This is a genomic window from Marinobacter sp. (genome assembly GCF_040882185.1).
GTDB lineage: Bacteria > Pseudomonadota > Gammaproteobacteria > Pseudomonadales > Oleiphilaceae > Marinobacter.
Genome location: NZ_JBBEBW010000020.1, coordinates 352,547 through 373,759 on the forward strand (window position 1 = coordinate 352,547; position 21,213 = coordinate 373,759).

Annotated in this window: 22 protein-coding genes and 1 other RNA gene; 3 read left to right on the forward strand and 20 right to left on the reverse strand. The window is 53.5% G+C overall.

The features are described 5' to 3' along the window. Window positions 1-3: 3 nt before the first annotated feature. The 9 genes from mraY to rsmI all read right to left on the reverse strand — a co-directional run bounded on the left by mraY (window position 4) and on the right by rsmI (window position 9,243). Complete coding sequence (mraY, locus tag WEB64_RS12365; RefSeq protein ID WP_368058160.1) at window positions 4-1,089, reverse strand: phospho-N-acetylmuramoyl-pentapeptide-transferase; 1,086 nt, start codon at window positions 1,087-1,089, stop codon at window positions 4-6. After that, window positions 1,074-2,456, reverse strand: coding sequence for a UDP-N-acetylmuramoyl-tripeptide--D-alanyl-D-alanine ligase (gene murF, locus WEB64_RS12370; protein ID WP_368058158.1), 1,383 nt, complete (start codon window positions 2,454-2,456; stop codon window positions 1,074-1,076). Before murF ends, mraY begins: the two co-directional genes overlap by 16 nt. Further along, window positions 2,453-3,937 carry a UDP-N-acetylmuramoyl-L-alanyl-D-glutamate--2,6-diaminopimelate ligase gene (locus WEB64_RS12375; protein WP_368058156.1) on the reverse strand — a complete coding sequence of 495 codons (1,485 nt, stop codon included), beginning with the start codon at window positions 3,935-3,937 and terminating at the stop codon, window positions 2,453-2,455. Before WEB64_RS12375 ends, murF begins: the two co-directional genes overlap by 4 nt. Window positions 3,938-3,941: 4 nt before the next feature. After that, complete coding sequence (locus WEB64_RS12380) at window positions 3,942-5,687, reverse strand: peptidoglycan D,D-transpeptidase FtsI family protein (RefSeq protein WP_368058154.1); 1,746 nt, start codon at window positions 5,685-5,687, stop codon at window positions 3,942-3,944. Between the two features lie 30 nt (window positions 5,688-5,717). Beyond that, window positions 5,718-6,125 carry a cell division protein FtsL gene (ftsL, locus tag WEB64_RS12385; RefSeq protein ID WP_368058152.1) on the reverse strand — a complete coding sequence of 136 codons (408 nt, stop codon included), beginning with the start codon at window positions 6,123-6,125 and terminating at the stop codon, window positions 5,718-5,720. Beyond that, window positions 6,122-7,117, reverse strand: coding sequence for a 16S rRNA (cytosine(1402)-N(4))-methyltransferase RsmH (gene rsmH, locus WEB64_RS12390; RefSeq protein ID WP_368058150.1), 996 nt, complete (start codon window positions 7,115-7,117; stop codon window positions 6,122-6,124). The genes ftsL and rsmH overlap by 4 nt, the downstream gene beginning before the upstream one ends. Next, window positions 7,114-7,575 (reverse strand): division/cell wall cluster transcriptional repressor MraZ, encoded by a 462-nt coding sequence (gene mraZ / locus WEB64_RS12395; RefSeq protein WP_368058148.1) that lies wholly within the window; start codon window positions 7,573-7,575, stop codon window positions 7,114-7,116. The genes rsmH and mraZ overlap by 4 nt, the downstream gene beginning before the upstream one ends. 404 nt (window positions 7,576-7,979) lie before the next feature. Further along, window positions 7,980-8,329, reverse strand: an RNA gene (rnpB, locus tag WEB64_RS12400) — RNase P RNA component class A. Window positions 8,330-8,373: 44 nt separating this feature from the next. After that, a complete protein-coding gene (gene rsmI, locus WEB64_RS12405) occupies window positions 8,374-9,243 on the reverse strand; it encodes a 16S rRNA (cytidine(1402)-2'-O)-methyltransferase (protein WP_368058145.1) in 870 nt (289 codons plus the stop codon). 141 nt (window positions 9,244-9,384) lie between these two features. On the opposite strand from rsmI, the gene WEB64_RS12410 reads away from it, so the two are divergent. The 3 genes from WEB64_RS12410 to WEB64_RS12420 are packed head-to-tail and all read left to right on the forward strand — an operon-like array spanning window position 9,385 to window position 12,235. Next, on the forward strand, window positions 9,385-11,250 hold the full coding sequence (locus tag WEB64_RS12410; protein ID WP_368058143.1) for a penicillin-binding protein activator: 1,866 nt from the start codon (window positions 9,385-9,387) through the stop codon (window positions 11,248-11,250). A gap of 17 nt (window positions 11,251-11,267) precedes the next feature. Beyond that, window positions 11,268-11,648: a YraN family protein gene (locus tag WEB64_RS12415; protein WP_368058141.1), complete on the forward strand. Its 381-nt coding sequence runs from the start codon at window positions 11,268-11,270 to the stop codon at window positions 11,646-11,648. Continuing rightward, window positions 11,645-12,235, forward strand: coding sequence for an SIS domain-containing protein (locus WEB64_RS12420; RefSeq protein WP_368058139.1), 591 nt, complete (start codon window positions 11,645-11,647; stop codon window positions 12,233-12,235). The genes WEB64_RS12415 and WEB64_RS12420 overlap by 4 nt, the downstream gene beginning before the upstream one ends. A gap of 41 nt (window positions 12,236-12,276) precedes the next feature. Here WEB64_RS12420 and WEB64_RS12425 read toward each other — a convergent pair whose 3' ends face one another. The 11 genes from WEB64_RS12425 to WEB64_RS12475 all read right to left on the reverse strand — a co-directional run bounded on the left by WEB64_RS12425 (window position 12,277) and on the right by WEB64_RS12475 (window position 21,082). Further along, the gene (locus WEB64_RS12425) at window positions 12,277-12,678 is read right to left on the reverse strand and encodes a ClpXP protease specificity-enhancing factor (RefSeq protein ID WP_368058137.1); all 402 of its coding nucleotides are present in this window, start codon (window positions 12,676-12,678) and stop codon (window positions 12,277-12,279) included. A 56-nt stretch (window positions 12,679-12,734) separates the two neighbouring features. Beyond that, complete coding sequence (locus WEB64_RS12430) at window positions 12,735-13,364, reverse strand: glutathione S-transferase N-terminal domain-containing protein (protein ID WP_368058135.1); 630 nt, start codon at window positions 13,362-13,364, stop codon at window positions 12,735-12,737. 109 nt (window positions 13,365-13,473) lie between these two features. Beyond that, the gene (locus WEB64_RS12435; protein ID WP_368058341.1) at window positions 13,474-14,229 is read right to left on the reverse strand and encodes a cytochrome c1; all 756 of its coding nucleotides are present in this window, start codon (window positions 14,227-14,229) and stop codon (window positions 13,474-13,476) included. After that, window positions 14,229-15,461 carry a cytochrome bc complex cytochrome b subunit gene (locus WEB64_RS12440; protein ID WP_368058133.1) on the reverse strand — a complete coding sequence of 411 codons (1,233 nt, stop codon included), beginning with the start codon at window positions 15,459-15,461 and terminating at the stop codon, window positions 14,229-14,231. The genes WEB64_RS12435 and WEB64_RS12440 overlap by 1 nt, the downstream gene beginning before the upstream one ends. Next, complete coding sequence (petA, locus tag WEB64_RS12445) at window positions 15,461-16,054, reverse strand: ubiquinol-cytochrome c reductase iron-sulfur subunit (protein WP_368058131.1); 594 nt, start codon at window positions 16,052-16,054, stop codon at window positions 15,461-15,463. The genes WEB64_RS12440 and petA overlap by 1 nt, the downstream gene beginning before the upstream one ends. 238 nt (window positions 16,055-16,292) lie before the next feature. After that, window positions 16,293-16,685: a 30S ribosomal protein S9 gene (gene rpsI / locus WEB64_RS12450; protein ID WP_368058129.1), complete on the reverse strand. Its 393-nt coding sequence runs from the start codon at window positions 16,683-16,685 to the stop codon at window positions 16,293-16,295. A gap of 12 nt (window positions 16,686-16,697) precedes the next feature. Next, on the reverse strand, window positions 16,698-17,126 hold the full coding sequence (rplM, locus tag WEB64_RS12455; protein WP_368058127.1) for a 50S ribosomal protein L13: 429 nt from the start codon (window positions 17,124-17,126) through the stop codon (window positions 16,698-16,700). 208 nt (window positions 17,127-17,334) lie between these two features. Beyond that, window positions 17,335-18,102, reverse strand: a complete 768-nt coding sequence (locus tag WEB64_RS12460; RefSeq protein ID WP_368058125.1) for a TatD family hydrolase — start codon at window positions 18,100-18,102, stop codon at window positions 17,335-17,337. A gap of 17 nt (window positions 18,103-18,119) precedes the next feature. Beyond that, on the reverse strand, window positions 18,120-19,700 hold the full coding sequence (gene prfC / locus WEB64_RS12465; protein WP_368058123.1) for a peptide chain release factor 3: 1,581 nt from the start codon (window positions 19,698-19,700) through the stop codon (window positions 18,120-18,122). A 69-nt stretch (window positions 19,701-19,769) separates the two neighbouring features. Beyond that, window positions 19,770-20,249 carry a ribosomal protein S18-alanine N-acetyltransferase gene (rimI, locus tag WEB64_RS12470; RefSeq protein ID WP_368058121.1) on the reverse strand — a complete coding sequence of 160 codons (480 nt, stop codon included), beginning with the start codon at window positions 20,247-20,249 and terminating at the stop codon, window positions 19,770-19,772. Next, complete coding sequence (locus WEB64_RS12475; protein ID WP_368058119.1) at window positions 20,246-21,082, reverse strand: hypothetical protein; 837 nt, start codon at window positions 21,080-21,082, stop codon at window positions 20,246-20,248. Before WEB64_RS12475 ends, rimI begins: the two co-directional genes overlap by 4 nt. Window positions 21,083-21,213 lie beyond the last annotated feature (131 nt).

Sequence of the window (21,213 nt, forward strand, 5' to 3'; positions counted from 1 at the left end):
TGCCTATCGAATTTTCAGCGTGGCCAGTCCAACCAGGACCAGGACCACAGTGATGACCCAGAACCGCACAATGACGCGAGGTTCGGGCCAGCCTTTCAGTTCAAAATGGTGATGCAGCGGCGCCATGCGGAAAATTCGCCGCCCCGTCAGTCGGAAGGACGCCACCTGCAAAATTACCGACACGGTTTCCATCACGAAAATACCTCCCATGATGAAAAGCACAATTTCCTGCCTCACGATGACAGCGACGACCCCGAGCGCGGCCCCGAGCGCCAGGGCACCCACATCCCCCATAAATACTTGAGCCGGATAAGTGTTAAACCACAGGAAACCCAGCCCGGCTCCCACCAGGGCGCCGCAAAATACGATGAGCTCGCCGGTGCCCGGCAAGTGGGGAATCAGCAGATAGTTGGAAAATTGCGCATGGCCGGAAAGGTAGGCAAATATCCCGAGCGCAGCGGCTACCATTACCGTTGGAAGGATCGCTAGACCGTCAAGGCCATCGGTAAGGTTGACCGCATTACTGCTACCGACAATGACAAAGTATGTCAGCAGAATGAAAAAAGCGGGGCCCAATGCGAACGACACATTCTTGAACAAGGGAACAAACAGAGAGGTTTCCTGGGGCAGCGTGGCGGTGTAAAACAATACAAACGCCGCCGACGCACCAATTACCGACTGCCAGAAATACTTCCAGCGGCTCGGTAGACCACGAGGATTGCGCTCAACCACCTTCCGATAATCATCCACCCAGCCGATGGCCCCGAACAGCAGAGTCACCACCAGCGTTATCCAGATATAGCGATTTGTGAGGTCTGCCCACAGCAGCGTGCTGATGGCAATGGCCACCAGAATAAGAGCACCGCCCATGGTCGGCGTTCCAGCCTTACTCAGATGGGTTTGCGGACCATCATCACGGACAGATTGGCCAATCTGGTACTGGCCCAGTTTTCGTATCATCAACGGGCCGATCACCAGAGAGATCAGCAGTGCGGTAAGCACACCGAAAATCCCACGCAAAGTCAGGTACTGAAACACCGTCAGCGATGTGAAATAGTCTGAGAGTGTTCCCGTCAGCCAGAGCAGCATGAATGTGTCACCTTGTTTTTGAGTCCCTCCACCACGAGATTCATGGTGGAACTACGAGATCCTTTCACCAGCACCGTGACCGGAGCGGCAAGCTGCGTCTCAACGTAATTAATGGCATCCCTGTGATCAGCGCAGACCACTGTGTGCTCACCAAAGCCGGTCCGGTATGCCTTCGCCTGCTCACCAACCACAATCAGGGTGTCGATATTCAACTGCCGGGCGTACTCACCAACCTGTTCATGGAGACGTTCAGCGCCCTCACCCAATTCAGCCATGCCACCGAGCACCGCAACATGCCTGCCGGGACTTTTTGACAACACCTCAAGGGCTGCTTTTATAGACGTTGGGTTGGCGTTATAACTGTCATCAATCACGGTAATGTCCGGCGCCAGAACGATGGCCTCCAAGCGACCAGGTACTGGTTCAAGAGCGGCAAGCCCCGCCCGAATGCAGTCTTCATCAACACCCAGTTCTCGCACCGCTGCAACGGCAAGCAGCGCATTGATCCGGTTATGCTTGCCCAGCAGAGCGAAAGTGATGTCGCAGGTCCAGTGATCAGGCCCATGTAGCCTCAACACCTGTTCAGCACCTTTTGAGTCCAGCGTTTCGCAGGTATAATCGGCCGGTCCGGTCGCCTCGGAGCCAACTGACACCACCTTGCGCTCACCGGCTCGGTTGCGCCAGATGTCAAAGGCCGGATCATCACGGTTCAGAACCACCGTCCCGCCGGCTATAACGCCATCAATGATCTCGCCCTTGGTGGCCACAATATTCTCGTAACTACCAAACCCTTCCAGGTGTGCTTCTCCGGCGTTGGTAATAATCGCCACATCGGGCCGAGTGATTGAAACCGTGTGAGCGATTTCACCAACACCACTGGCACCCAGTTCAATCACAGCAAACTGATGATCGGGAGTAATATCGAACAACGTCAACGGAACGCCGATATGGTTATTGAGGTTGCCCCGTGTAGCGAGTGTTTCCCCCGCGCCCCGCAGGATGGCGGCCAGCATTTCCTTAACCGTGGTTTTCCCACTGCTGCCGGTCACCGCGACAAAACGAGCATTACTGTCACGCCGATTCCCGAACGCCAGAGTTGCTAGCGCTTCCGTGGTATCCGCCACTTTGATCTGAGGTACCATTATCGAGGGGACTAGGGTCTCCACCACTAACGAGGAAGCCCCCGCCTTAACGGCGTCAGCGAGAAACCGATGGCCATCGAACCGTTCACCCCGGAGCGCAACAAACAAGTCACCCGGGTTAATTGTTCTTGTGTCCGTGCAAACGCCCTGAAATGAGATATCCGTCACAGGAGCCGTCGCACCGAGCCACCGAGCTGCCTCTGACAGCAGAAACGAGCGCATCATGCCACACCCCCGGTGAGCGATAATGCTGAACGCACTTGCTCCGCATCACTGAAGGGCACCCGTTGACCGGCAGTTTCCTGCCAGGCTTCATGGCCTTTGCCTGCAATCAAAACCACATCTCCAGAACTGGCCGACTCAATCGCCAGGCGTATAGCTTTGGCACGGTCATGAATTACCTCCACCACTGCGGGTGCCGCAAAGCCCGCCATAATGTCTCTGGCGATGGTCTCCGGATGTTCTGACCGCGGGTTATCATCCGTCACAATCACTCGGTCAGCGCCGCTCTCTGCGGCCTTGGCCATTTCCGGGCGCTTACCCGTGTCACGATCGCCCCCGCACCCGAAGACGCAGATCAACTCACCCTTTGCGTGCGGTCGTAAAGCCTCTAACGCGTTGGCCAAGGCGTCCGGAGTGTGCGCGTAGTCAACCACCACCCGAGTGCCATTCTGGCCAATGTACGATTCCAGCCGGCCGGGAGGAGCAGTAAGCCTTGCTGTCGCCGCTGCAACCCGCTCTACCGGCACGCCAAGACTCAGAACCGCGCCCATAGCAGCAAGTACATTACTGACATTAAAGCTTCCCAACAGTGGCGCCTCGATATCAAACTCACCCCATATCCCGTCGATTGAGGCGCAAAAACCATCAGCATCCGGACGATAATCGGTGAGCCAAAGTTCGGTCTGGGATTCATGCAGGCTGTACCGCACGCGATCACACTGGCCTTCCAGTTGGTCATATAATTGACGGCCAAATGGGTCATCAAAATTGATCACTGAAAAATGCAGTCCCTCCCTGAGAAAGAGTTTGGCTTTGGCGCTACCGTAAGCTTCCATCGTGCCGTGATAGTCAAGATGGTCGCGGCTGAGATTCGTAAAAATGGCGCCGGTCATGGTGATATCGTCAACCCTGCCTTGCTCCAAGGCGTGAGAAGAGACCTCCATGGCTGCTGCACGACCACCTTGGGAGAGAATATAGGACAGGCATTTATTCACATTGGCCACATCAGGCGTCGTGTGGGTCGTTGACTGGAGCCTCCCTGGCATACCGCAACCCAGCGTTCCGATCATGCCGCAGGGAGTTCCGGTTTCGCTCAGTAACTGAGAAAGGAAATGAGTGACGGAGGTTTTGCCGTTGGTGCCGGTGACCCCCAGCAAACGCAGCCGCTGAGAAGGGTGCTCATAAAAGCGATCGGCGAGCAAACCGAGCTTGTGTCGCAGATCGGCGATCGGAACAACAAGCGCACCCTGATGTTCAGAACACTCCCCGGCCTGGGGAGCGTCAAGGAGAATGACTGCCGCGCCTGCCCGTATAGCGGCATCAATATAGTGATCTGAGGGCGTTCGGGCACCCGGCAGAGCGACAAACGCATCGCCCGGGCGCACCTCACGACTGCCTGTCGTAAAGCCATGAATGGTGACATCGAACACCGACGGTAACGGTGCGACCCCATGCAACAATGTGCTAAGCGATGTAACACACATAGGCTTACCCCCGCTCCCCGGAAGCACGGTTGGGCACATTCGCACCGTTTTTGCCAAGCTCCAGTTCAGGTTTCACATTCAGCAACCGCAAAGCGCCTCCCATAACACGGGCAAACACTGGCGCAGCCACTTCTCCACCGTAATATTCTCCTCCCTGAGGGGCATCTACGGCCACCACCGTTACAAGACGGGGGTTTTCCACCGGAGCCATTCCTGCAAAAACAGCCTTGTACTGACTTTTCTCGTACCCGCCCACGCCAACGAGGTGTACGGTGCCTGTTTTTCCGCCAGCCGAATAGAGGCCTGGTTGTGCTCGCTTCCCAGTGCCATTTTCGACTGCAGCACGCAACATATCACGGACCTCAGCAGTGACAGCTTCCGACAGAACCCGCTCACCCGGTGGCGGAACATCCTGCTTCAACAGACTGAGGGGATAACGGATACCACCATTAGCCAACACCATATATGCCTGTGCCAACTGCAGGGCATTAACGCTCAGGCCATAGCCATAAGACAGCGTGGCTTCTTCCACTGGACGCCAGCGTGGGGGGCTCGGAAGGACTCCGACCGCTTCTCCGGGAAAGCCGATACCGGTGGCCTGCCCCAGCCCCATACGGTAGTAGAGGTCACGAATAGTGTCCCCACCCAGCTCGGTCGCAATGCGGCTGATACCAACGTTACTGGATTTTACAATAATCCCTTTAAGATCAAGCACATTGTGATTACTGGTGTCGCGAATGGTATACCGACCAAAGCGGCGGTACCCGGGCGACGTATCAATGGTGGACGAAGGCGTGTACTTGCCACTTTCAAGAGCCGCGGCCACAGTAATAGGCTTCATGGTCGAGCCAGGCTCAAATAAATCGGTTATCGCCTTGTTTCGAAGGCCTGCCGGGTCCATGTTCTGGCGATCGTTCGGGTTGTAAGAAGCCTGATTAACCATCGCAAGCACTTCACCAGTTGCCACGTCCAGCATCACCAGGGTACCGCCGCGAGCGTTGTGTGCTTGAACAACCGCTTTCAGCTCCCGGTAAGCCAGGTACTGGAGACGAAGATCGATGCTCAGGGCAATTTCTTTACCGGGGCTTGCATCACGAATAAGAGACAAGTCCTTGATAACCCGGCCTCGATTGTCTTTCAACACCCGCTTGCTACCGACCTCCCCGCTCAGCCAGTCGTTAAAGGAAAGTTCAATACCCTCCTGGCCCATTTCATCAATATTGGTAAAACCCACCACATGAGAGGTCACCTCTCCTGCCGGGTAGTAACGACGGTATTCCCTGCGGGTGTACAGACCAGGCACACCAACATCCAGAACCTCCCGTGCGAGGGAGGGCTGGATCTTGCGTTTCAAATAGATGAACTCCCGCTGCTGATATTGACGCAGGCGCTCCCGGAGACGCGCCTCATTCAAACCCAACAGCCTTGCAACTGCCGTCAGCCTCGGGTCGTCCGCGCTCATCTCACCCGGGTTTGCCCATACCGTATTTACGGGCGCGCTGACTGCCAATGGCTCACCGTAGCGATCGGTGATCATGCCTCGATGGGCATCTATGGTTTCAACGCGAATGGTGCGGACATCTCCCTGCTGACGGAGAAACTCCTGATCAACGACATGCAGGTCTACCAATCGCCAACCCAGCACTCCAACCACCAGTAGAAACACACTCAGCACCGAGCCGAACCGCCAGGCCTTGAGACCGGCGACCAAGCGCTGGGCGATGGTCTGTGTGTTTTCCTGCTGAGCCACTACTGTCACCCGATTAGCAAGTTAGAAACATTAATGTGCAAGCGCGTACGGCATGGGTGCCGGCACCATCACAATGGATTCTCTACCCGGCACCACCATTGACAGGCTTGCCGCAGCCAGATTTTCAATGCGACCGTGAGCACTCAGAGCACTTTGCTCCAACAGGAGCTGACTCCACTCTCGTTGGTACTGATCTCGCTCTATCTGCAGTTGCGACAGGGTGTTGAAAAGATCACGACTCTGATGACCGCTGACAGCAACGCCGATCGACGACGCTATAAGTACAAGAATCAGCACCAACGAAGCCAGAATGTTGCGCTGACATACTGACTGGAGGATCTGCTTCGAAAGCCCCAGCGTAGTCGTCAGCCCAGCGCGCATTTTCTCCCGGTTTATTGGCCTGGTTTTTACAGGTCGATCAATCGTTACTGCACTCATACTATTTCCCCTTCGGGTTGCGACTCGTCCGCATTGCCCAAGCGACGTTCCAGCACCCGCATAACAGCACTACGGGCTCTGACGTTGTCACTTATTTCATTGGTTTCCGCTTTCATTGCCTTCCCGATCAATTGATACGGTGATTCAGTCTCCACAGCCCTGACGGGAAGACCCCTGGGAAGCTGAGGCCCCCGGGCAAGATCACGCATGTAACGCTTAACAATCCGATCTTCCAGCGAGTGGAAGCTGATAACCACCAACCGACCCCCCGGCGCCAGCCGAGCGACCGCAGCACGAAGTCCAAGCTCCAGGTCCTCAAGCTCTCGGTTGATAAAAATTCTAACCGCCTGAAAAGTTCGGGTAGCCGGATGCTTATGCTTGTCTTTCTTGGGTACCGCTGCACTGACCAGCTCCGCAAGCTGACGGGTCGTCATCAGCGGGTCGTCCTGACGTTGTGCTACCACAGAACGAGCGATACGGCGTGAGAACTTCTCCTCGCCGTATCGCCAAATAACGTCCGCAATCTCTTTCTCTTCCGCACTATTGAGCCACTCTGCAGCGCTGGGTGCCTGGAGCGGGTTCATGCGCATGTCGAGCGGGCCATCCCGCATAAAGCTGAAACCCCGATTAGCATCATCCAACTGCGGCGACGATACGCCGAGGTCGAGCAGCACACCGTCGACTTCAGACCAACCTTGCCGATCAACCACTGCAGAAATATCTGCGAACGAGCTGTGGCTGATGCTGAATCGGTCGTCTTGCTGCGCCAAAGCTTCGCCAGAGCGCACAGCTTCTGGATCCTTATCTATTCCCAGCAACTGACCGGCTGCAGACAATTGCTTTAGAATTAAGCGACTGTGCCCCCCGCGACCGAAGGTGCCGTCGATATAGCGACCATCTGCGCTGGCAACCAGATAATCCACTGCAGAGTCCAATAGCACTGACTGATGTGTGGAATGTTCGTCCTCGTTAAGCGTGCGCTCGCTATTCACAGGGACAAAGCCTCCATTTCGGGCGGCATATCGTCCTCTTCCGAGGCACCATCAAGCCAGGCAAACCAGCGATCCTCATTCCAAAGCTCAAGCTTTTTGCCCTGCCCGACGACCATGAGCTTTTTCTCAAAACGGGCGTAATCCCGCAGCGTAGGCGGCACCAGAACACGCCCTGCTGAATCCAGCTCCAGCGGCGTGGCATAACCCAGCATCAAACGCTGAAGGCGACGGGCTCTTCGATTCATATTAGGGAGAGCTTCAATTTTTGGTCGCAAAGCCTCCCACTGAGCCTCTGGGTAAATCAGCAGGCAACGTTCTTCCTCGGTATCAGGCGCGTTGGCAGTCAATACAATACGGCCATCACAAGCATGTGAGAGTTCCTCACGCACTCGTGCGGGGATCGCCAAACGACCCTTCGCATCCATATTGATTGAATGACTACCAAGAAAATTGCTCATCCGTGCCGACTCTGCCTTTCGTGATGTCTATGAAGGTGAGATTCCTGGCTCGGGCGTGGTGGCATTATCCCTTCTTCACCACTTCAAACCCTGAACTGCCCCAAAAAACCACTTTAAACCACTTTTTACCACTCCTGCACACTATAGGAACACGCTGCACACAATGCAAGCGCAACATCAGGCGTCGCACATGGAAAAGTTTCTTTGATGACAAGGAGTTACGAGCGAAGACTTGAGAGATAGGGCACATTACGAAAAAGAAAAATAGTTAAATCAAATACCTGCGATTAACTTTGAAGATGAAAAGTGAGGTTTAAGATTATTTAGCTATATGTAGCGCGGAGGGGAGAACGATCAGGCTCACAAAAATGTGATTAAAGCTGTCAGCCTGATCGCCATTCAATGAAGTGAGTTCGCCGGTAAGCCGGGTTCTGTCTAGGACAGTCATTCATCTAGAGCCTGCGTCACCACAGGCTTCAAGCAACCTACCCGAGTCCAGCGCGGGCCACGCCATAGGACTCCTATTTGGTCTTGCTCCAGGTGGGGTTTTCCATCGCCGTGAACTGTTACCAGTCACGCGGTGCGCTCTTACCGCACCATTTCAACCTTACCGGCGCCCTAAAGCGCTTAGGCGGTATACTTTCTGTTGCACTTTCCGTCGGCTCACGCCGCCCAGGCATTACCTGGCACCTTGCCCTCTGGAGCCCGGACTTTCCTCCCCCAGCGAACTGGCGGCGACTGTCTGGCGAACTCAGGCGAGACGATACCGATCACCTTGATGACGCGCAAGCAAAACCGTCACTCCCCTTTCAGGTCCAGCGCCCGCTGATAAAGCACGTTTTTGGATAGCCCGGTCAGTTCTGCAGCCATTCTTGCAGCTTTCTTTACCGGCAGTTCAGCCGTCAAGAGCCCCAGCAGTAGATCGACGTCCAGATTGACACCCTCCTCCGGTGCCTTTGAAGCGCCGTGGACCATGACCACAAACTCGCCTTTGACCGCGTATGGGTCCGCGGCCAACCGGCTGGATACATCACCAGCTGCACCGGCATAAAAAGTCTCAAAAGTCTTGGTCATTTCACGGCCAAATACGACATCGCGGTCTGCACCAAAGGCCGCCGCAATTTCAGCCGCCGTCTCAAGTATCCGGTGTGGAGATTCGTAGAAAACCAGGGTCGCCATTTCATATTTGAGTGCTTCGAGCGCGGCACGACGCGCGACCCGTTTCGCGGGTAAAAACCCTTCAAACCGAAAGCGGTCAGTCGGTAAACCGGCGGCACTCAGCGCCGCGACTAATGCACAGGCCCCAGGGATTGGCGTTACCACCAATCCGCGGATACGCGCCTCCTTCACCAATACATAACCCGGGTCTGAAATGAGAGGTGTGCCTGCATCCGACACCAAGGCAATACTGCTGCCCTTCTCCAAAAGATCAAGAACACCTTCTGTACGCTCGCGCTCATTATGGTCGTGCAAGGCTAGCATCGTTTTCTGCAATCCAAGGTGTTGAAGCAAGCGGCGACTATGGCGGGTATCCTCAGCGGCTACCACATCCACCTTCTTTAGCGTATCGATCGCCCGCAAAGACAAGTCGTCCAGATTTCCGATCGGAGTTGCCACTATATAGAGTACACCCGCATTCTTTGGTACCCGGCTGGAATCGGAAGCCACACATTTCCCTCTTTTATTACGCACGATGACATCAACTTCATGAGAATTGAGCCGCGAGCTGGTAAACTTCGCGTTTGAAGCATGATGCCGTTGTTTGAACGGCGCCACAAGCGTAACGCCCGGGAGCCGCGTGAACCAGATATGATAAACAATCGTCTGAACCCCCGTTACCTAGCTGCCATACTGGCACTGGTTGTATTTCTGGGCGGCTGCGCCCAACTCAGCATGCAAACTGACCAGCCGCAAACGGCAGAAGTCGCCCTCTCGCTGTCGAATCAGGCAGGAAACGAGGAAGAGGCGCAGCGTTACTTGCTTGACACCGCTGAACGGTTCCAGGAGGAAGGCAAACATGAAGAAGCCCGGACCATCTTGCAAAGTCAACGCCTGGCTATTCCTGTAAAGCCCCTCAAGAATCAGTATTTCTTTCTGACCATGAGAGGCGTGACCAGCCTCGAAGACCGAGACTGGGCAGAAAAGGTGAGTGAGACCCTCGACATTGATCAGTTCACCGCTTATCGCGACGATTTAACCAGTCAGGCGTTTGAACTCCAACTCCAGGTATATGAGCTTGCTGGCCGCCCCCTGAGTACCGCCCTCACATTAATGTTACAGCCTGATGCCAGCCAAACAGGCGATGCTCAGCAACTGAATGACCGTATTTGGCAGGCCCTCAAGCGCACATCTGACAGCGCACTCCATGACGAAAGTCAAAGTGCCATCGGCTATGACGCCCAGGGTTGGCTGGAACTCGCTATCATGCTTCGGGAGCCGGGCATGACTCTGGAAGCACAGAGCGAGGCTGTTCGTGACTGGCAATACAACTGGACCGGGCATCCTGCTGCTGCTTTGCTGCCCAGCGAGCTCGCTCTGATCACCACGCTCGCCCAGGAAAGACCCGAGAAAATCATGCTTGCGCTGCCGCTGAGCGGCCCGCTTGCCAGTGCCGGCACGGCCATCCGTGATGGGTTCATGGCCGCTTTTTACCAAGATCAGACAACCGCAGATTTCGAAATTGAGATTTCGGTTACTGATACCCATGGCCAGTCTTTCAACACACTCTATGAGCAGTTTATTAAAGATAGCCCTGATTTGATTATAGGCCCGCTCGAAAAAGAGGCGCTGGCCTCGGTTTTTAATCGCGATGCCCTGCCGATTCCTCTGCTGGCGCTTAATTACAATGACAGCGGTAAGCGCGCACCCGCGCGTCTTTATCAATACGGCTTATCTGCAGAAGATGAAGCGCGACAGATCGCAAACCGGTTGAACTCTGAAGGGCTACATCAGGTTCTGGTACTGATTCCCAGTGGTGGCTGGGGTGACCGTTTCGAAAAAGCACTTCAGGTACAGATCGAAGAAACCTCCGGCACCATTTTGCACACCGAAAGATTCTTTCCAGAGGACAATCTCAGAGAGGTCAGTGCAGACATCCTGGGCATCAATGCCAGTCGGCAACGTGCCATACAGGTGGAGCAGACCATCGGGCTAAACGTCGAATTTGAACCTCGCCGCCGCCAGGACGTGGACGCCATTATTATGGTCGCCCAACCGACTATTGCACGACAGTTCAAGCCCTTGTTCGCGTTCTATTTTGGCGGAGATCTGCCAGTTTACTCCCCGTCCCTCGTATATGAAGGGCGCCCGGACCCCTCCCGGGACCGGGATCTTGATCAGGTTCGCTTTACTGATATTCCCTGGATTCTGGACGAGGAAAACGAATTCCGCTCTGCTGTCCGCACCCCCTTTCCCGGCATGAGCGGCCAAATCGGTCGGCTTTTCGCAATGGGTGCTGACGCTTTTCACCTGAGCACTCAACTTCCATTGCTTGACCAGGTGGAGGGCAGTGCGATAGACGGCCAGACCGGCACCTTGACGATGACCGAGGACGGCCGCATTCAACGCAAGCAGCGTTGGGCTTACTTCAACCAGGGAACACCAAAATTACTACCTGAGGTACCGACATCCGAAGAGGAGGGTACCAATACAAACCAGGAAATCGAGCTGAAATAAATAAACGGGAAAATATTATGGCCGCCAGGGAAGGTAGCAGGAAGGAGCTAGGTAACAAAGCTGAAGACGTCGCGGCTCGTTACCTGACGCGGCAAGGCATAAAAATTATCGCTCGGAATGTATACAGCAAGGGCGGTGAACTTGATCTCATCGGTATGGATTGCGAAGTACTGGTATTCTTTGAGGTTCGGTTTCGTGGGCCCTCAAGCTTCAGCACCGGTGCCGAATCCATTGGATTCACCAAACAGCGGCGCCTGATAAGAGCTGCTTCTTTTTACCTGCATCGTCACGGCCTCTGGAACATGCAAAGCCGCATAGACGTAATCGCTCTCGCACCCGGTACCGTTAAGCAGTATCGTATTCAATGGATCAAGAATGCTATTCAGGCAAACCTATGACTGACATCGATAATCTCATCAATCACTGCTTTGCAGATCATATGGAACACACCGCCCAGGCAGCCAGCCTTGCGGGAACCGACATTGCAAAGGCTGCGGATGCTCTGGTTGACGCGCTATTGGTTGACGGCAAAATTATTGCGTGTGCAAACGGAAATGCCAACATACTCGCCCAATACTTCTGCACGGCTTTGTTGAACCGATTCGATCAGGACAGGCCCGCACTTCCGGCCATCAATCTGGGTGCCGATGCGACGACCTATTCTGCCATCTGCCGGGATAATCGATTTAATGACACGTTTTCACGACAAGTACGGGCTATCGGGAAGGCCAATGACCTACTTCTCGTTATCGTTGATGATGGTCACAAAGCTAATCTTATTCAGGCGATTCAAGCGGCCCATGACCGCGAAATGCGGGTGGTGGTAATAAGCGCCAAAGAGAAAACAGACATCACATCGCTGCTACACCCGGAAGATCACGAAGTCGCTTTACAAAACCTAGAACCGAGCCAAGCAACTCCGATAATGCTGGTGATCCTGAATGCACTCTGCACACTGATTGATCAAAAGCTGTTTGGAGGATAAAAAACCAGCCTGATGGGCTGGTTTTAAACTGCATTATTGCGCTATTTAACAACTTTCAGACTGGGTTTACCTGAAGGCCGCGGCCCTGAAGCACGATCGGAGTCGGTGCTCAGGCCATCCGGATCAGGCGCCCCGGGCTCACTCCCAAACACCATGCCCTCGCCATTTTCCCTGGCATAAATAGCCATCACAGCCTGCAAGGGAATAAATACCTGCATAGGCACGCCGCCAAAACGGGCACTGAACTCGAGCGCGCCGTTTCCAACCACCAGCCCTTTAACTGCTCCTGGGCTAATATTGAGAACGATCTGCCCGTTCGCTACGTGCTCGGTTGGCACCTGCACGCCCTGTACACCGGCATCAACAACAATATAAGGCGTGCAATTATTATCGAGAATCCATTCGTTAAATGCGCGCACCAGATATGGTCGGCTGGACGTCATTTTCACGGTCTTTTCAGACACTAAATCCCCCAAGGCCCGGCATCATGCCGGACATTTCAATTACGAATATCTTCCTCAAGATCCGAAAGGCTTGCCTTGAACCCCTCACGACTGAAGATCTTGTCCATGTACTTCTGCAAAGGCTTGGCCTGCTTATCGCTCAGGTCGACACCCAAAGCAGGCAAGCGCCACAGAATAGGCGCTATGCAGCAATCGACGATCGTAAACTCTTCCGACAGAAAAAAAGGCATCTCGCCAAATAACGGAGCCGTTGCAAGCAGGCTTTCACGAAGTTCTTTACGGGCGACTTCGGATGCCTTGTGGTTTGGTTGGGACAGAATCTGATCCACCAAGCCACACCAGTCCTTCTGAATACGGTGAATCATCAGACGACTGTTAGCCCGCGCAACAGGATAAACCGGCAACAATGGCGGATGCGGAAAGCGCTCGTCGAGATATTCCATCATGATATTCGGCTCATAAAGAACCAGATCACGATCCACCAGAGTCGGCAAAGCGTTGTATGGATTCAGATCAGCCAACTCGCCAGGCGGGTTGTCCGGATCAACATCCACAACGTCGACGGTAACGCCTTTCTCAGCGAGCACGATCCGGACACGGTGGCTATAATGGCTACTCGGATCCGAAAAAAACGTCATTGATGACCGCTTGGTCACAACGCCCATAAAACTACCCCACGATTAGACACATCGAAATGAAACCGCATAACGCAGAAAACCAGCGAGTCGCTTATGACCCGCTGGACACAATGCAGTAAAGATTATACCCGAATCTTCAGTGTACGTCTTTCCAGAACTCCCTGTTCAGCAGGTAAGCGAACACAAAGAAGATGGCAATGAACATCAAAACAAAAATGCCCAGACGCTCACGTTCTACCTTGACCGGATCACCCATATAGGAGAGAAAATTGGTCAGGTCGTACATTGCGCGATCGAACTCAGCGGGCGTCATCGAGCCTTCTGTTTCCCACTCAGGGCAAACGCCAGCATTGCGCTCGTTTCCACTGAGAGGATCTATACTGGATGTCTCTCCAATTTTGGGCTCAACGGCGCACAAACCCTGGAGTTCAATCATCGCATGAGGCATGCCTACATTTTCGAAAACGGCATTGTTGACGCCCAATGGGCGACTATCGTCTTTATAGAAAGCTCGCAGATAGGAATAAATCCAGTCTTCACCGCGCAACCTTGCTTCTAACGTCAGGTCCGGCGGCGGATTGCCAAACCAACTGGCCGCCTGATCCTTATTCATACCAATCTTCATCAGCTCGCCGATCTTGGCGCCAGTGAAGATGAGGTTCTCTTCATACAATTCCGCAGGAATTCCAGTGTCATCCGCAACGCGCTTGTAACGCGCGTATTCCATCGAATGACAACCCATGCAGTAATTGGTGAAAAGAGCAGCGCCGCGTTGGAGCGACGCTTTATTGGTATGATCGGCCGTCATGCTGTCTAGAGCTCCGCCCGGCGCAGCAGCCAAAGCGAACATCGGCAGGAGTGTTAGGCAAACACCGAGAATTAACTTCCTCATCATCCTGTCACCCTCTCTGGTACTGGCTTGGTTTTCTCCATTCGCGTGTAGAACGGCATCAATATGAAATACAGGAAGTAGAACGTCGTCAGAATCTGAGCAAGCGTGGTTTTGCCTTCAGTCGCCGGCACAATACCGAGGTAACCCAGAACAATAAAACTGACAACGAAAATACCCAATGCCACCTTACTGATCATTCCCTTATACCGCATTGAACGAACAGGGCTACGATCCAGCCAGGGAAGTACAAACAGAATGGCGATAGCCCCACCCATGACAACAACGCCCCAGAATTTGGCATCAAGACCGAACAGGTTAACCGTCACCGCCCGCAGCATTGCGTAGAAGGGCGTGAAGTACCAGACCGGCGCGATATGATCCGGCGTCTTAAGTGGGTTCGCCGGCTCAAAATTCGGCTTCTCCAGGAACAGCCCCCCCATTTCAGGGAAGAAGAACACTACGATGCAGAAAATAAACAGGAACACACCCACACCCAGCAGATCATGCACAGTGTAGTACGGATGGAAAGGAATGCCGTCTTTCGGAATACCGTTCTCGTCCTTGTTCTTCTTGATATCAATACCATCGGGGTTGTTCGAGCCGACTTCATGTAACGCCAGAATATGAAGAACCACCAAACCTAAGAGTACAATCGGCAGCGCGACCACATGGAGCGCAAAAAAGCGATTTAGCGTGATACCGGAGATAAGGTAATCACCACGAATCCAGAGCGACAGGTCTTCGCCAATTATGGGAATGGCACCAAACAGATTCACGATAACCTGCGCGCCCCAATAGGACATCTGTCCCCATGGCAGCAAGTAACCCATGAACGCTTCAGCCATTAACACCAGGTAAATCAACATGCCGAAAAGCCAGATCAGTTCCCTGGGCTTTTTGTAAGAGCCGTACATCAACCCGCGGAACATGTGCAGATAAACCACAACAAAAAAGGCAGAGGCCCCGGTAGAGTGCAGATAGCGAAGTAACCAGCCCCACTCGACATCACGCATGATGTACTCAACTGACGCAAAAGCGCCCTCACCTGAAGGGTTGTAACTCATGGTTAACCAGATACCGGTCACCAACTGATTCACCAGCACCAGCAACGCTAAGGAACCAAAAAAGTACCAGAGATTGAAGTTTTTTGGCGCGTAATACTTACCAAGATGCTTGTTGTAGGCTTCAACTACGGGAAGCCGCTCATCTATCCAGGAAATTATTTTTGACATTATGCAGCCTCCGGATCCAGCCCGACGGTAACGGTGTTATCGTCGTCATAGCGATAGGGTGGCACCACGAGATTGGCTGGTGCTGGCTGGCCCGCATAAACACGGCCCGCCAAGTCGTAACGGGAACCATGGCAGGCACAGTAAAAGCCACCTAACCACTGTTCTCCCAAGTCCGCCGGAGCAACTTCAGGACGGTACTTCGGGGAGCATCCCAAGTGCGTACAGATGCCCACATAAATACCAAATTCATCCTTCAGCGCACGATAAATACCATCGATGTACTCAGGTTGAGTTGCTTCCTCGGACTGCGGGTCTCTGAGTACATCGTTCAGGCTCTCGATACCTTCTAGCATCTCCGGCGTCCGACGCACAATCCAGACCGGCTGACCGCGCCACTCTACAGTGATCTGCTGACCAGGTTCTATTTTGCTGATATTGACGGTTACCGGCGCACCTGCCGCTTCTGCTTTGGCACTGGGATTCCAGGATGCCACAAAAGGAACAGCCGCACCGACGACGCCGACTCCACCTACAACCGATGTCGCGCCGATCAGAAACCGGCGTCGGCTCTGGCTCACGTCGCCATTATTCATTATGGTTCTCTCCCATCAGGCAATACGTAACCGACCGGGTCGGCCGCCACACATTGAAAAGGACTTCAAAATCCAAAAAGATAAACGGCCCAAATGGTAATGAAATTACCCCTGCCTTACAAGTAAGAAAGGCGCCATAAACGCCTTCGAGAACATGTATGACCCAGCCGCCTTCGACGATTACAGGCAAAAAAAAACCCGGCGTTGTGCCGGGTTCCGGATCTGATCCAGGCGCCAATTAACGCTTGGAGTACTGAGGACGCTTACGCGCCTTACGCAGACCCACTTTCTTCCGCTCAACTTCGCGGGCATCACGAGTAACATAACCCGCTTTGCGCAACGCTGGGCGAAGTGTTTCGTCATAATCCATCAAAGCTCGAGTGAGACCATGGCGGATCGCGCCAGCTTGCCCGCTAATTCCGCCACCTTCGACCGTTACCTTGATATCAAATCGATCGGAGGACTCAGCCAGAACCAGAGGCTGACGCACGATCATGCGCAATGTCTCACGACCGAAGAAATCTTCAATGGTGCGACCATTGATAGAAATATTGCCGCTTCCAGGCTTGATAAAGACTCGAGCCGTGGATGTCTTGCGGCGACCCGTACCGTAATTTTGTGCTACAGACATATCCGCCTTCCGTTAAATATCGAGTTCTTTGGGCTGCTGGGCTGCATGGGGATGCTCAGCACCGGCATAAATTTTCAGTTTTTTGAACATGGCACGGCCCAAAGGGCCTCTCGGAAGCATACCTTTGACGGAATGCTCGATTACCTGCTCAGGCGCCTTATCAACCAGCTTTTCAAAACTGATCGACTTGATACCACCCGGAAAGCCGGTATGACTGTAATACATCTTGTCAGATGATTTTTTGCCAGTAACCCGCACCTGACCGGCATTGATAACGACAATGTAATCGCCGGTGTCTACATGGGGGGTGTACTCAGGCTTATGCTTGCCCCGCAGACGAAGGGCGATCTCGGTTGACAGACGACCCAGCGTCTTGCCGGCTGCGTCTACAACGTACCAGTCACGTTTTACGGTTTCTGGTTTCGCACTCAGAGTCTTCATTGATTCCGCCTTGAACGCTATATATGAAACGTTAAAAACCACCACCGACAGGCGCTTCGCGCTCAGTGGGGATTTTTGACCTGTTAGTTAGTCGGCAAAGACATCAATCGGGGCTGAGTTGATGACAACGCCTTGAAAAGCCAGGGCGCGAAGTATATCCGAACTGTTGAATAAATCCAACCCCGTCTGACACCGTTTCGACTTTCCCTTATGGCCAGCCATAAAGCCGCTTCACATTGGCCCTCAAAGCTGCAAGCAATAACTCTCTGGGCTCCGAACGCACCTCCGCAAGTGCGTCAACGATCTGCGGAAGATACTCGGGGGAGTTACGCCCCTTGAGCACGCCTGCAGGCGCCATATCCGGCGCGTCGGTCTCCAACACTATCGAATTCAGTGGAAGTGCAGCGACTGCGTTGCGGGTCTTTCGGGCACGTTCGTACGTTATAACACCCCCGATACCGATAAAACAGCCAATCTGAGCCAGCTTGCGCGCCTGCTCTTCACTGCCAGAGAAACCGTGAATCAAGACACGACCTGAAAAGCGTTTGCGCTTCAGGGTCGTCGCTACTTCATCATGGGTTTTCACCGAGTGCACCACCAGCGCTAAATCGAGCTCTTGCGCCAGCTCGATTTGAGCTTCAAACCAGGGCTGCTGCTCCTCCAAATTACCTTTCAATCGATCAAGTCCGCATTCTCCCAGTCCCACACAACGCGGCGATGCCGTGGACAACAGATCTCGCAAAACCTCCATATCCCCTTGACTATGCTCTCCGATGAACCAGGGATGTATCCCCAAACAATAGTGCAACCCCTCCTGGGCGAAAGCGGTTTTCACCACTCTGCTCCAGTCCTCTCGCCGAACCCCCGGTATCACGATATCCGACACCCCCGCAGCACTTACCCGGGTCATAATTTCTTTCCGTCGGGCATCGAAGACGGGGAAATCAAAGTGGCAGTGCGCGTCGACCAATCCCATTACAGTCAGCTCCTGACTCAGTGCTCCCGCGTTTTATGGAACTTTATATCTGGGTGGCGCTCTTGGGCCAGCTGAAGATTGACCATTGTGGGGGCGATATAAGCAAGTTGCTCACTGCCATCCAGCGAAAGAAACTCATTGGCTTTGCGCTGAAATTCATCGAGTTTGCGAGCGTCCGCACAGGTTACCCAACGGGCAGTTGCGACGTTCACCGGCTCATAAACCGCCTCAACCTTATATTCGCTCTTCAGGCGGCTAACCACGACATCGAACTGCAGCACACCCACGGCGCCAACGATCAGATCATTATTCTTGAGCGGGCGAAAGACCTGGACCGCACCTTCCTCGGAAAGCTGCACCAACCCTTTCTGAAGCTGCTTGGACTTCAGCGGATCCTTCAGTCGGATACGACGGAACAGTTCGGGCGCGAAGTTAGGGATACCGGTAAATTTCATATCTTCACCTGAAGTGAAGGTATCCCCGAGCTGGATCGTGCCGTGGTTATGCAGACCGATTATGTCACCGGCAAACGCTTCATCGGCATGTTCGCGATCCCCCGCCATGAAGGTCAACGCATCCGAGAATCGGACTTCCTTACTAATTCGAACGTGCTTGGCTTTCATTCCTTGTTCATATTTACCGGACACGATCCGCATGAACGCGACACGATCCCGATGCTGGGGATCCATATTTGCCTGAATTTTGAATACAAAACCAGTAAACGCTGGATCAACTGGGGGAACAAGGCGCTGATCAGTCTCTCGTGGCTGAGGCGGTGGAGCCCACTCGATCAGTCCATCAAGCATATGGTCCACTCCAAAGTTGCCCAATGCAGTACCGAAGAACACTGGCGTCAAGCGACCCGCTAAAAACTCATCATGATCAAACTCATGAGAGGCTCCTTTGACCAGCTCAATTTCGTCGCGCAGCTCGGCCGCATAACCACCTAGCGCCACGTCCAGCTCCGGGTTATCAAGTCCTTTGAAAACACGTGCTTCCTGAATCATATGACCTTGCCCGGATTTATACAGAATGATTTCATCCCGAAGCAGGTGATAAACGCCTTTGAAATTCTTGCCCATACCGATGGGCCAGGTAACCGGCGAGCATGCTATGTTCAAAACCTCTTCCACTTCATCCATCAACTCAACCGGGTCCCGAACTTCCCGGTCAAGCTTGTTCATGAACGTTAGTATTGGAGTATCACGTAGCCGTGTGACCTCCATTAATTTGATCGTCCTTTCCTCGACGCCTTTAGCGCTGTCAATCACCATCAAACACGAATCCACCGCGGTCAAAGTGCGGTAGGTATCCTCCGAGAAATCAGCGTGGCCCGGAGTATCCAATAAATTCACCAGACAGCCATGGTAGGGAAACTGCATAACCGAGGTAGTGACGGATATACCCCTTTCCTTTTCCATTTCCATCCAGTCGGACTTAGCATGCTGACCGGATTTTTTGCCCTTTACTGTGCCAGCTTTTTGGATAGCCTGTCCAAACAGCAGAACTTTTTCGGTTATGGTGGTTTTACCGGCGTCAGGGTGCGAGATAATAGCAAAAGTCCGGCGCTGACCGACTTCCTTGGCTAGGTTAGACATAATTCAAATAACCTGAAATGGTAAGTTTAGAAGACGCTCATTATAGATTTTGGCGCTTCAATACGCGAATCATCCGTCCAGAGTTAGCGACAGTACGCTGGCATTCTCTCGCCCAATGGCGGCCGGATAATACCCCGGACGCTCTCCAATTTGCTCGAAGCCTTCACGAATATATAACTCTATGGCAGAACGATTACTCTGGCGCACTTCGAGAATCACCCGATGCATACTCTCATGGGTGGCTACGGTTATCAGATGCCGCAACAGCAAAACACCAGCCCCGGATCGGCGGTACTGCGGGCCGACACAGAGATTCAGTAAATGAGCTTCATCGAAAAGGTACGCAACTACGGCATACCCGATTAGCTCTCCCCCCTGATCTAAGGCCCAAAGGCGATAGTCTGGCCTGAAACAGTCAAGAAAAATGCCTTTCGTCCAGGGATGGGAGTAGCTCTGCAACTCCAGCTCAATAACCGCAGCAAGGTCTTGCCGGGAAAGCGAACGGATGCACCGCACGGACGCCAGGGAAGGCTTGAACTTTTCAGTCACCGATTTAGGCTCACTAGCGGCTTTAGCTCAGACCACAGACGCCTTTTGCGCTCGGGGTCTGTAGCAATACCAGCGAGACCATGGGGAAAATCAACTTTTAACGGGCCGAACGCTCGCGCTAGCCACGCCGTTCGGCTCTCCCGAGGCTCATCAGGAAGCAGGCCAAGGGTCAAAAAAGACCTATTTTTGCAACTCTTGGCAAACTCTGCCAATAGTAAATGTAAGCCTTCTGCATCATTTCCCGGGACTACGGGATTACTGAAAACGGGCCACATAAAGGTTTGCGTAGACTGAACAGACTGACCCAGCGCCCGAAGAATGTTGGTCGCCAGAGCTTCTTGTAGCTGAGCGCTGCTATCAGAAGATAGTGTACTCACAAGCACAAAAGATTCTGCTACCCAAGCCGTCCAGGTCGCGGTAAGGCTAGCGCTTTTTAATGAAACGGCGGTACTGAAAACTTGAGGGAGGTCTTCATCCCAACCTTCGGCTTTGTTAACGTCGCCTTTTAGCGCTTCAGCCGACTCGTCCAGTGCTGGAGGAGCTTTAATCGCTGACTTTGCCGCCAACTTATCTTCGGCTGGCGGCCGGGCTCGGGATTCTACGTCTTTCATCAGTCCCTGAACCCTTGCCAGTCCCCCATCAGATCGACGTTTTTCAACTGCCAGGGGCTGACGTTTGGTCTGCGCAAGAACTGCGGGGTCAGGATCGATGGGCTCCCCAAAGTCAAAGTCGGGACTGGGAGCTGCGCCGGGCTGGGGAGCGCGAGCATACCAAAGCTGAATGCCCGCCGTATCCAGATAGAACTGACGCTGAGCTTCTGTCTCTAAAGGCATAAAACCATCTCGACCTTTGCGTTGCGGGGAAGCTTGTTCCAACACGGCTGTTCAATAATGACCGGGGAAAGTATAACACTTATCAGCACAAGTTCGGCGCAGCCGCGTCTTGTTGATGGGCCTCGTTCAGG

Excerpts from the sequence above, each read along its gene's own strand:
- mraY (WP_368058160.1), bottom strand. The coding sequence starts at position 1,089 with ATGCTGCTCTGGCTGACGGGAACACTCTCAGACTATTTCACATCGCTG.
- WEB64_RS12415 (WP_368058141.1), top strand. The coding sequence starts at position 11,268 with ATGGCCGCCAGGGAAGGTAGCAGGAAGGAGCTAGGTAACAAAGCTGAA.
- petA (WP_368058131.1), bottom strand. The coding sequence starts at position 16,054 with ATGAATAATGGCGACGTGAGCCAGAGCCGACGCCGGTTTCTGATCGGC.
- WEB64_RS12475 (WP_368058119.1), bottom strand. The coding sequence starts at position 21,082 with ATGCCTTTAGAGACAGAAGCTCAGCGTCAGTTCTATCTGGATACGGCG.
- rplM (WP_368058127.1), bottom strand. The coding sequence starts at position 17,126 with ATGAAGACTCTGAGTGCGAAACCAGAAACCGTAAAACGTGACTGGTAC.
- WEB64_RS12420 (WP_368058139.1), top strand. The coding sequence starts at position 11,645 with ATGACTGACATCGATAATCTCATCAATCACTGCTTTGCAGATCATATG.
- WEB64_RS12430 (WP_368058135.1), bottom strand. The coding sequence starts at position 13,364 with ATGGGCGTTGTGACCAAGCGGTCATCAATGACGTTTTTTTCGGATCCG.
- WEB64_RS12375 (WP_368058156.1), bottom strand. The coding sequence starts at position 3,937 with ATGTGTGTTACATCGCTTAGCACATTGTTGCATGGGGTCGCACCGTTA.
- WEB64_RS12440 (WP_368058133.1), bottom strand. The coding sequence starts at position 15,461 with ATGTCAAAAATAATTTCCTGGATAGATGAGCGGCTTCCCGTAGTTGAA.
- WEB64_RS12410 (WP_368058143.1), top strand. The coding sequence starts at position 9,385 with ATGATAAACAATCGTCTGAACCCCCGTTACCTAGCTGCCATACTGGCA.
- murF (WP_368058158.1), bottom strand. The coding sequence starts at position 2,456 with ATGATGCGCTCGTTTCTGCTGTCAGAGGCAGCTCGGTGGCTCGGTGCG.
- WEB64_RS12435 (WP_368058341.1), bottom strand. The coding sequence starts at position 14,229 with ATGAGGAAGTTAATTCTCGGTGTTTGCCTAACACTCCTGCCGATGTTC.
- prfC (WP_368058123.1), bottom strand. The coding sequence starts at position 19,700 with ATGTCTAACCTAGCCAAGGAAGTCGGTCAGCGCCGGACTTTTGCTATT.
- WEB64_RS12425 (WP_368058137.1), bottom strand. The coding sequence starts at position 12,678 with ATGACGTCCAGCCGACCATATCTGGTGCGCGCATTTAACGAATGGATT.
- ftsL (WP_368058152.1), bottom strand. The coding sequence starts at position 6,125 with ATGAGTGCAGTAACGATTGATCGACCTGTAAAAACCAGGCCAATAAAC.
- WEB64_RS12460 (WP_368058125.1), bottom strand. The coding sequence starts at position 18,102 with ATGGGATTGGTCGACGCGCACTGCCACTTTGATTTCCCCGTCTTCGAT.
- mraZ (WP_368058148.1), bottom strand. The coding sequence starts at position 7,575 with ATGAGCAATTTTCTTGGTAGTCATTCAATCAATATGGATGCGAAGGGT.
- rpsI (WP_368058129.1), bottom strand. The coding sequence starts at position 16,685 with ATGTCTGTAGCACAAAATTACGGTACGGGTCGCCGCAAGACATCCACG.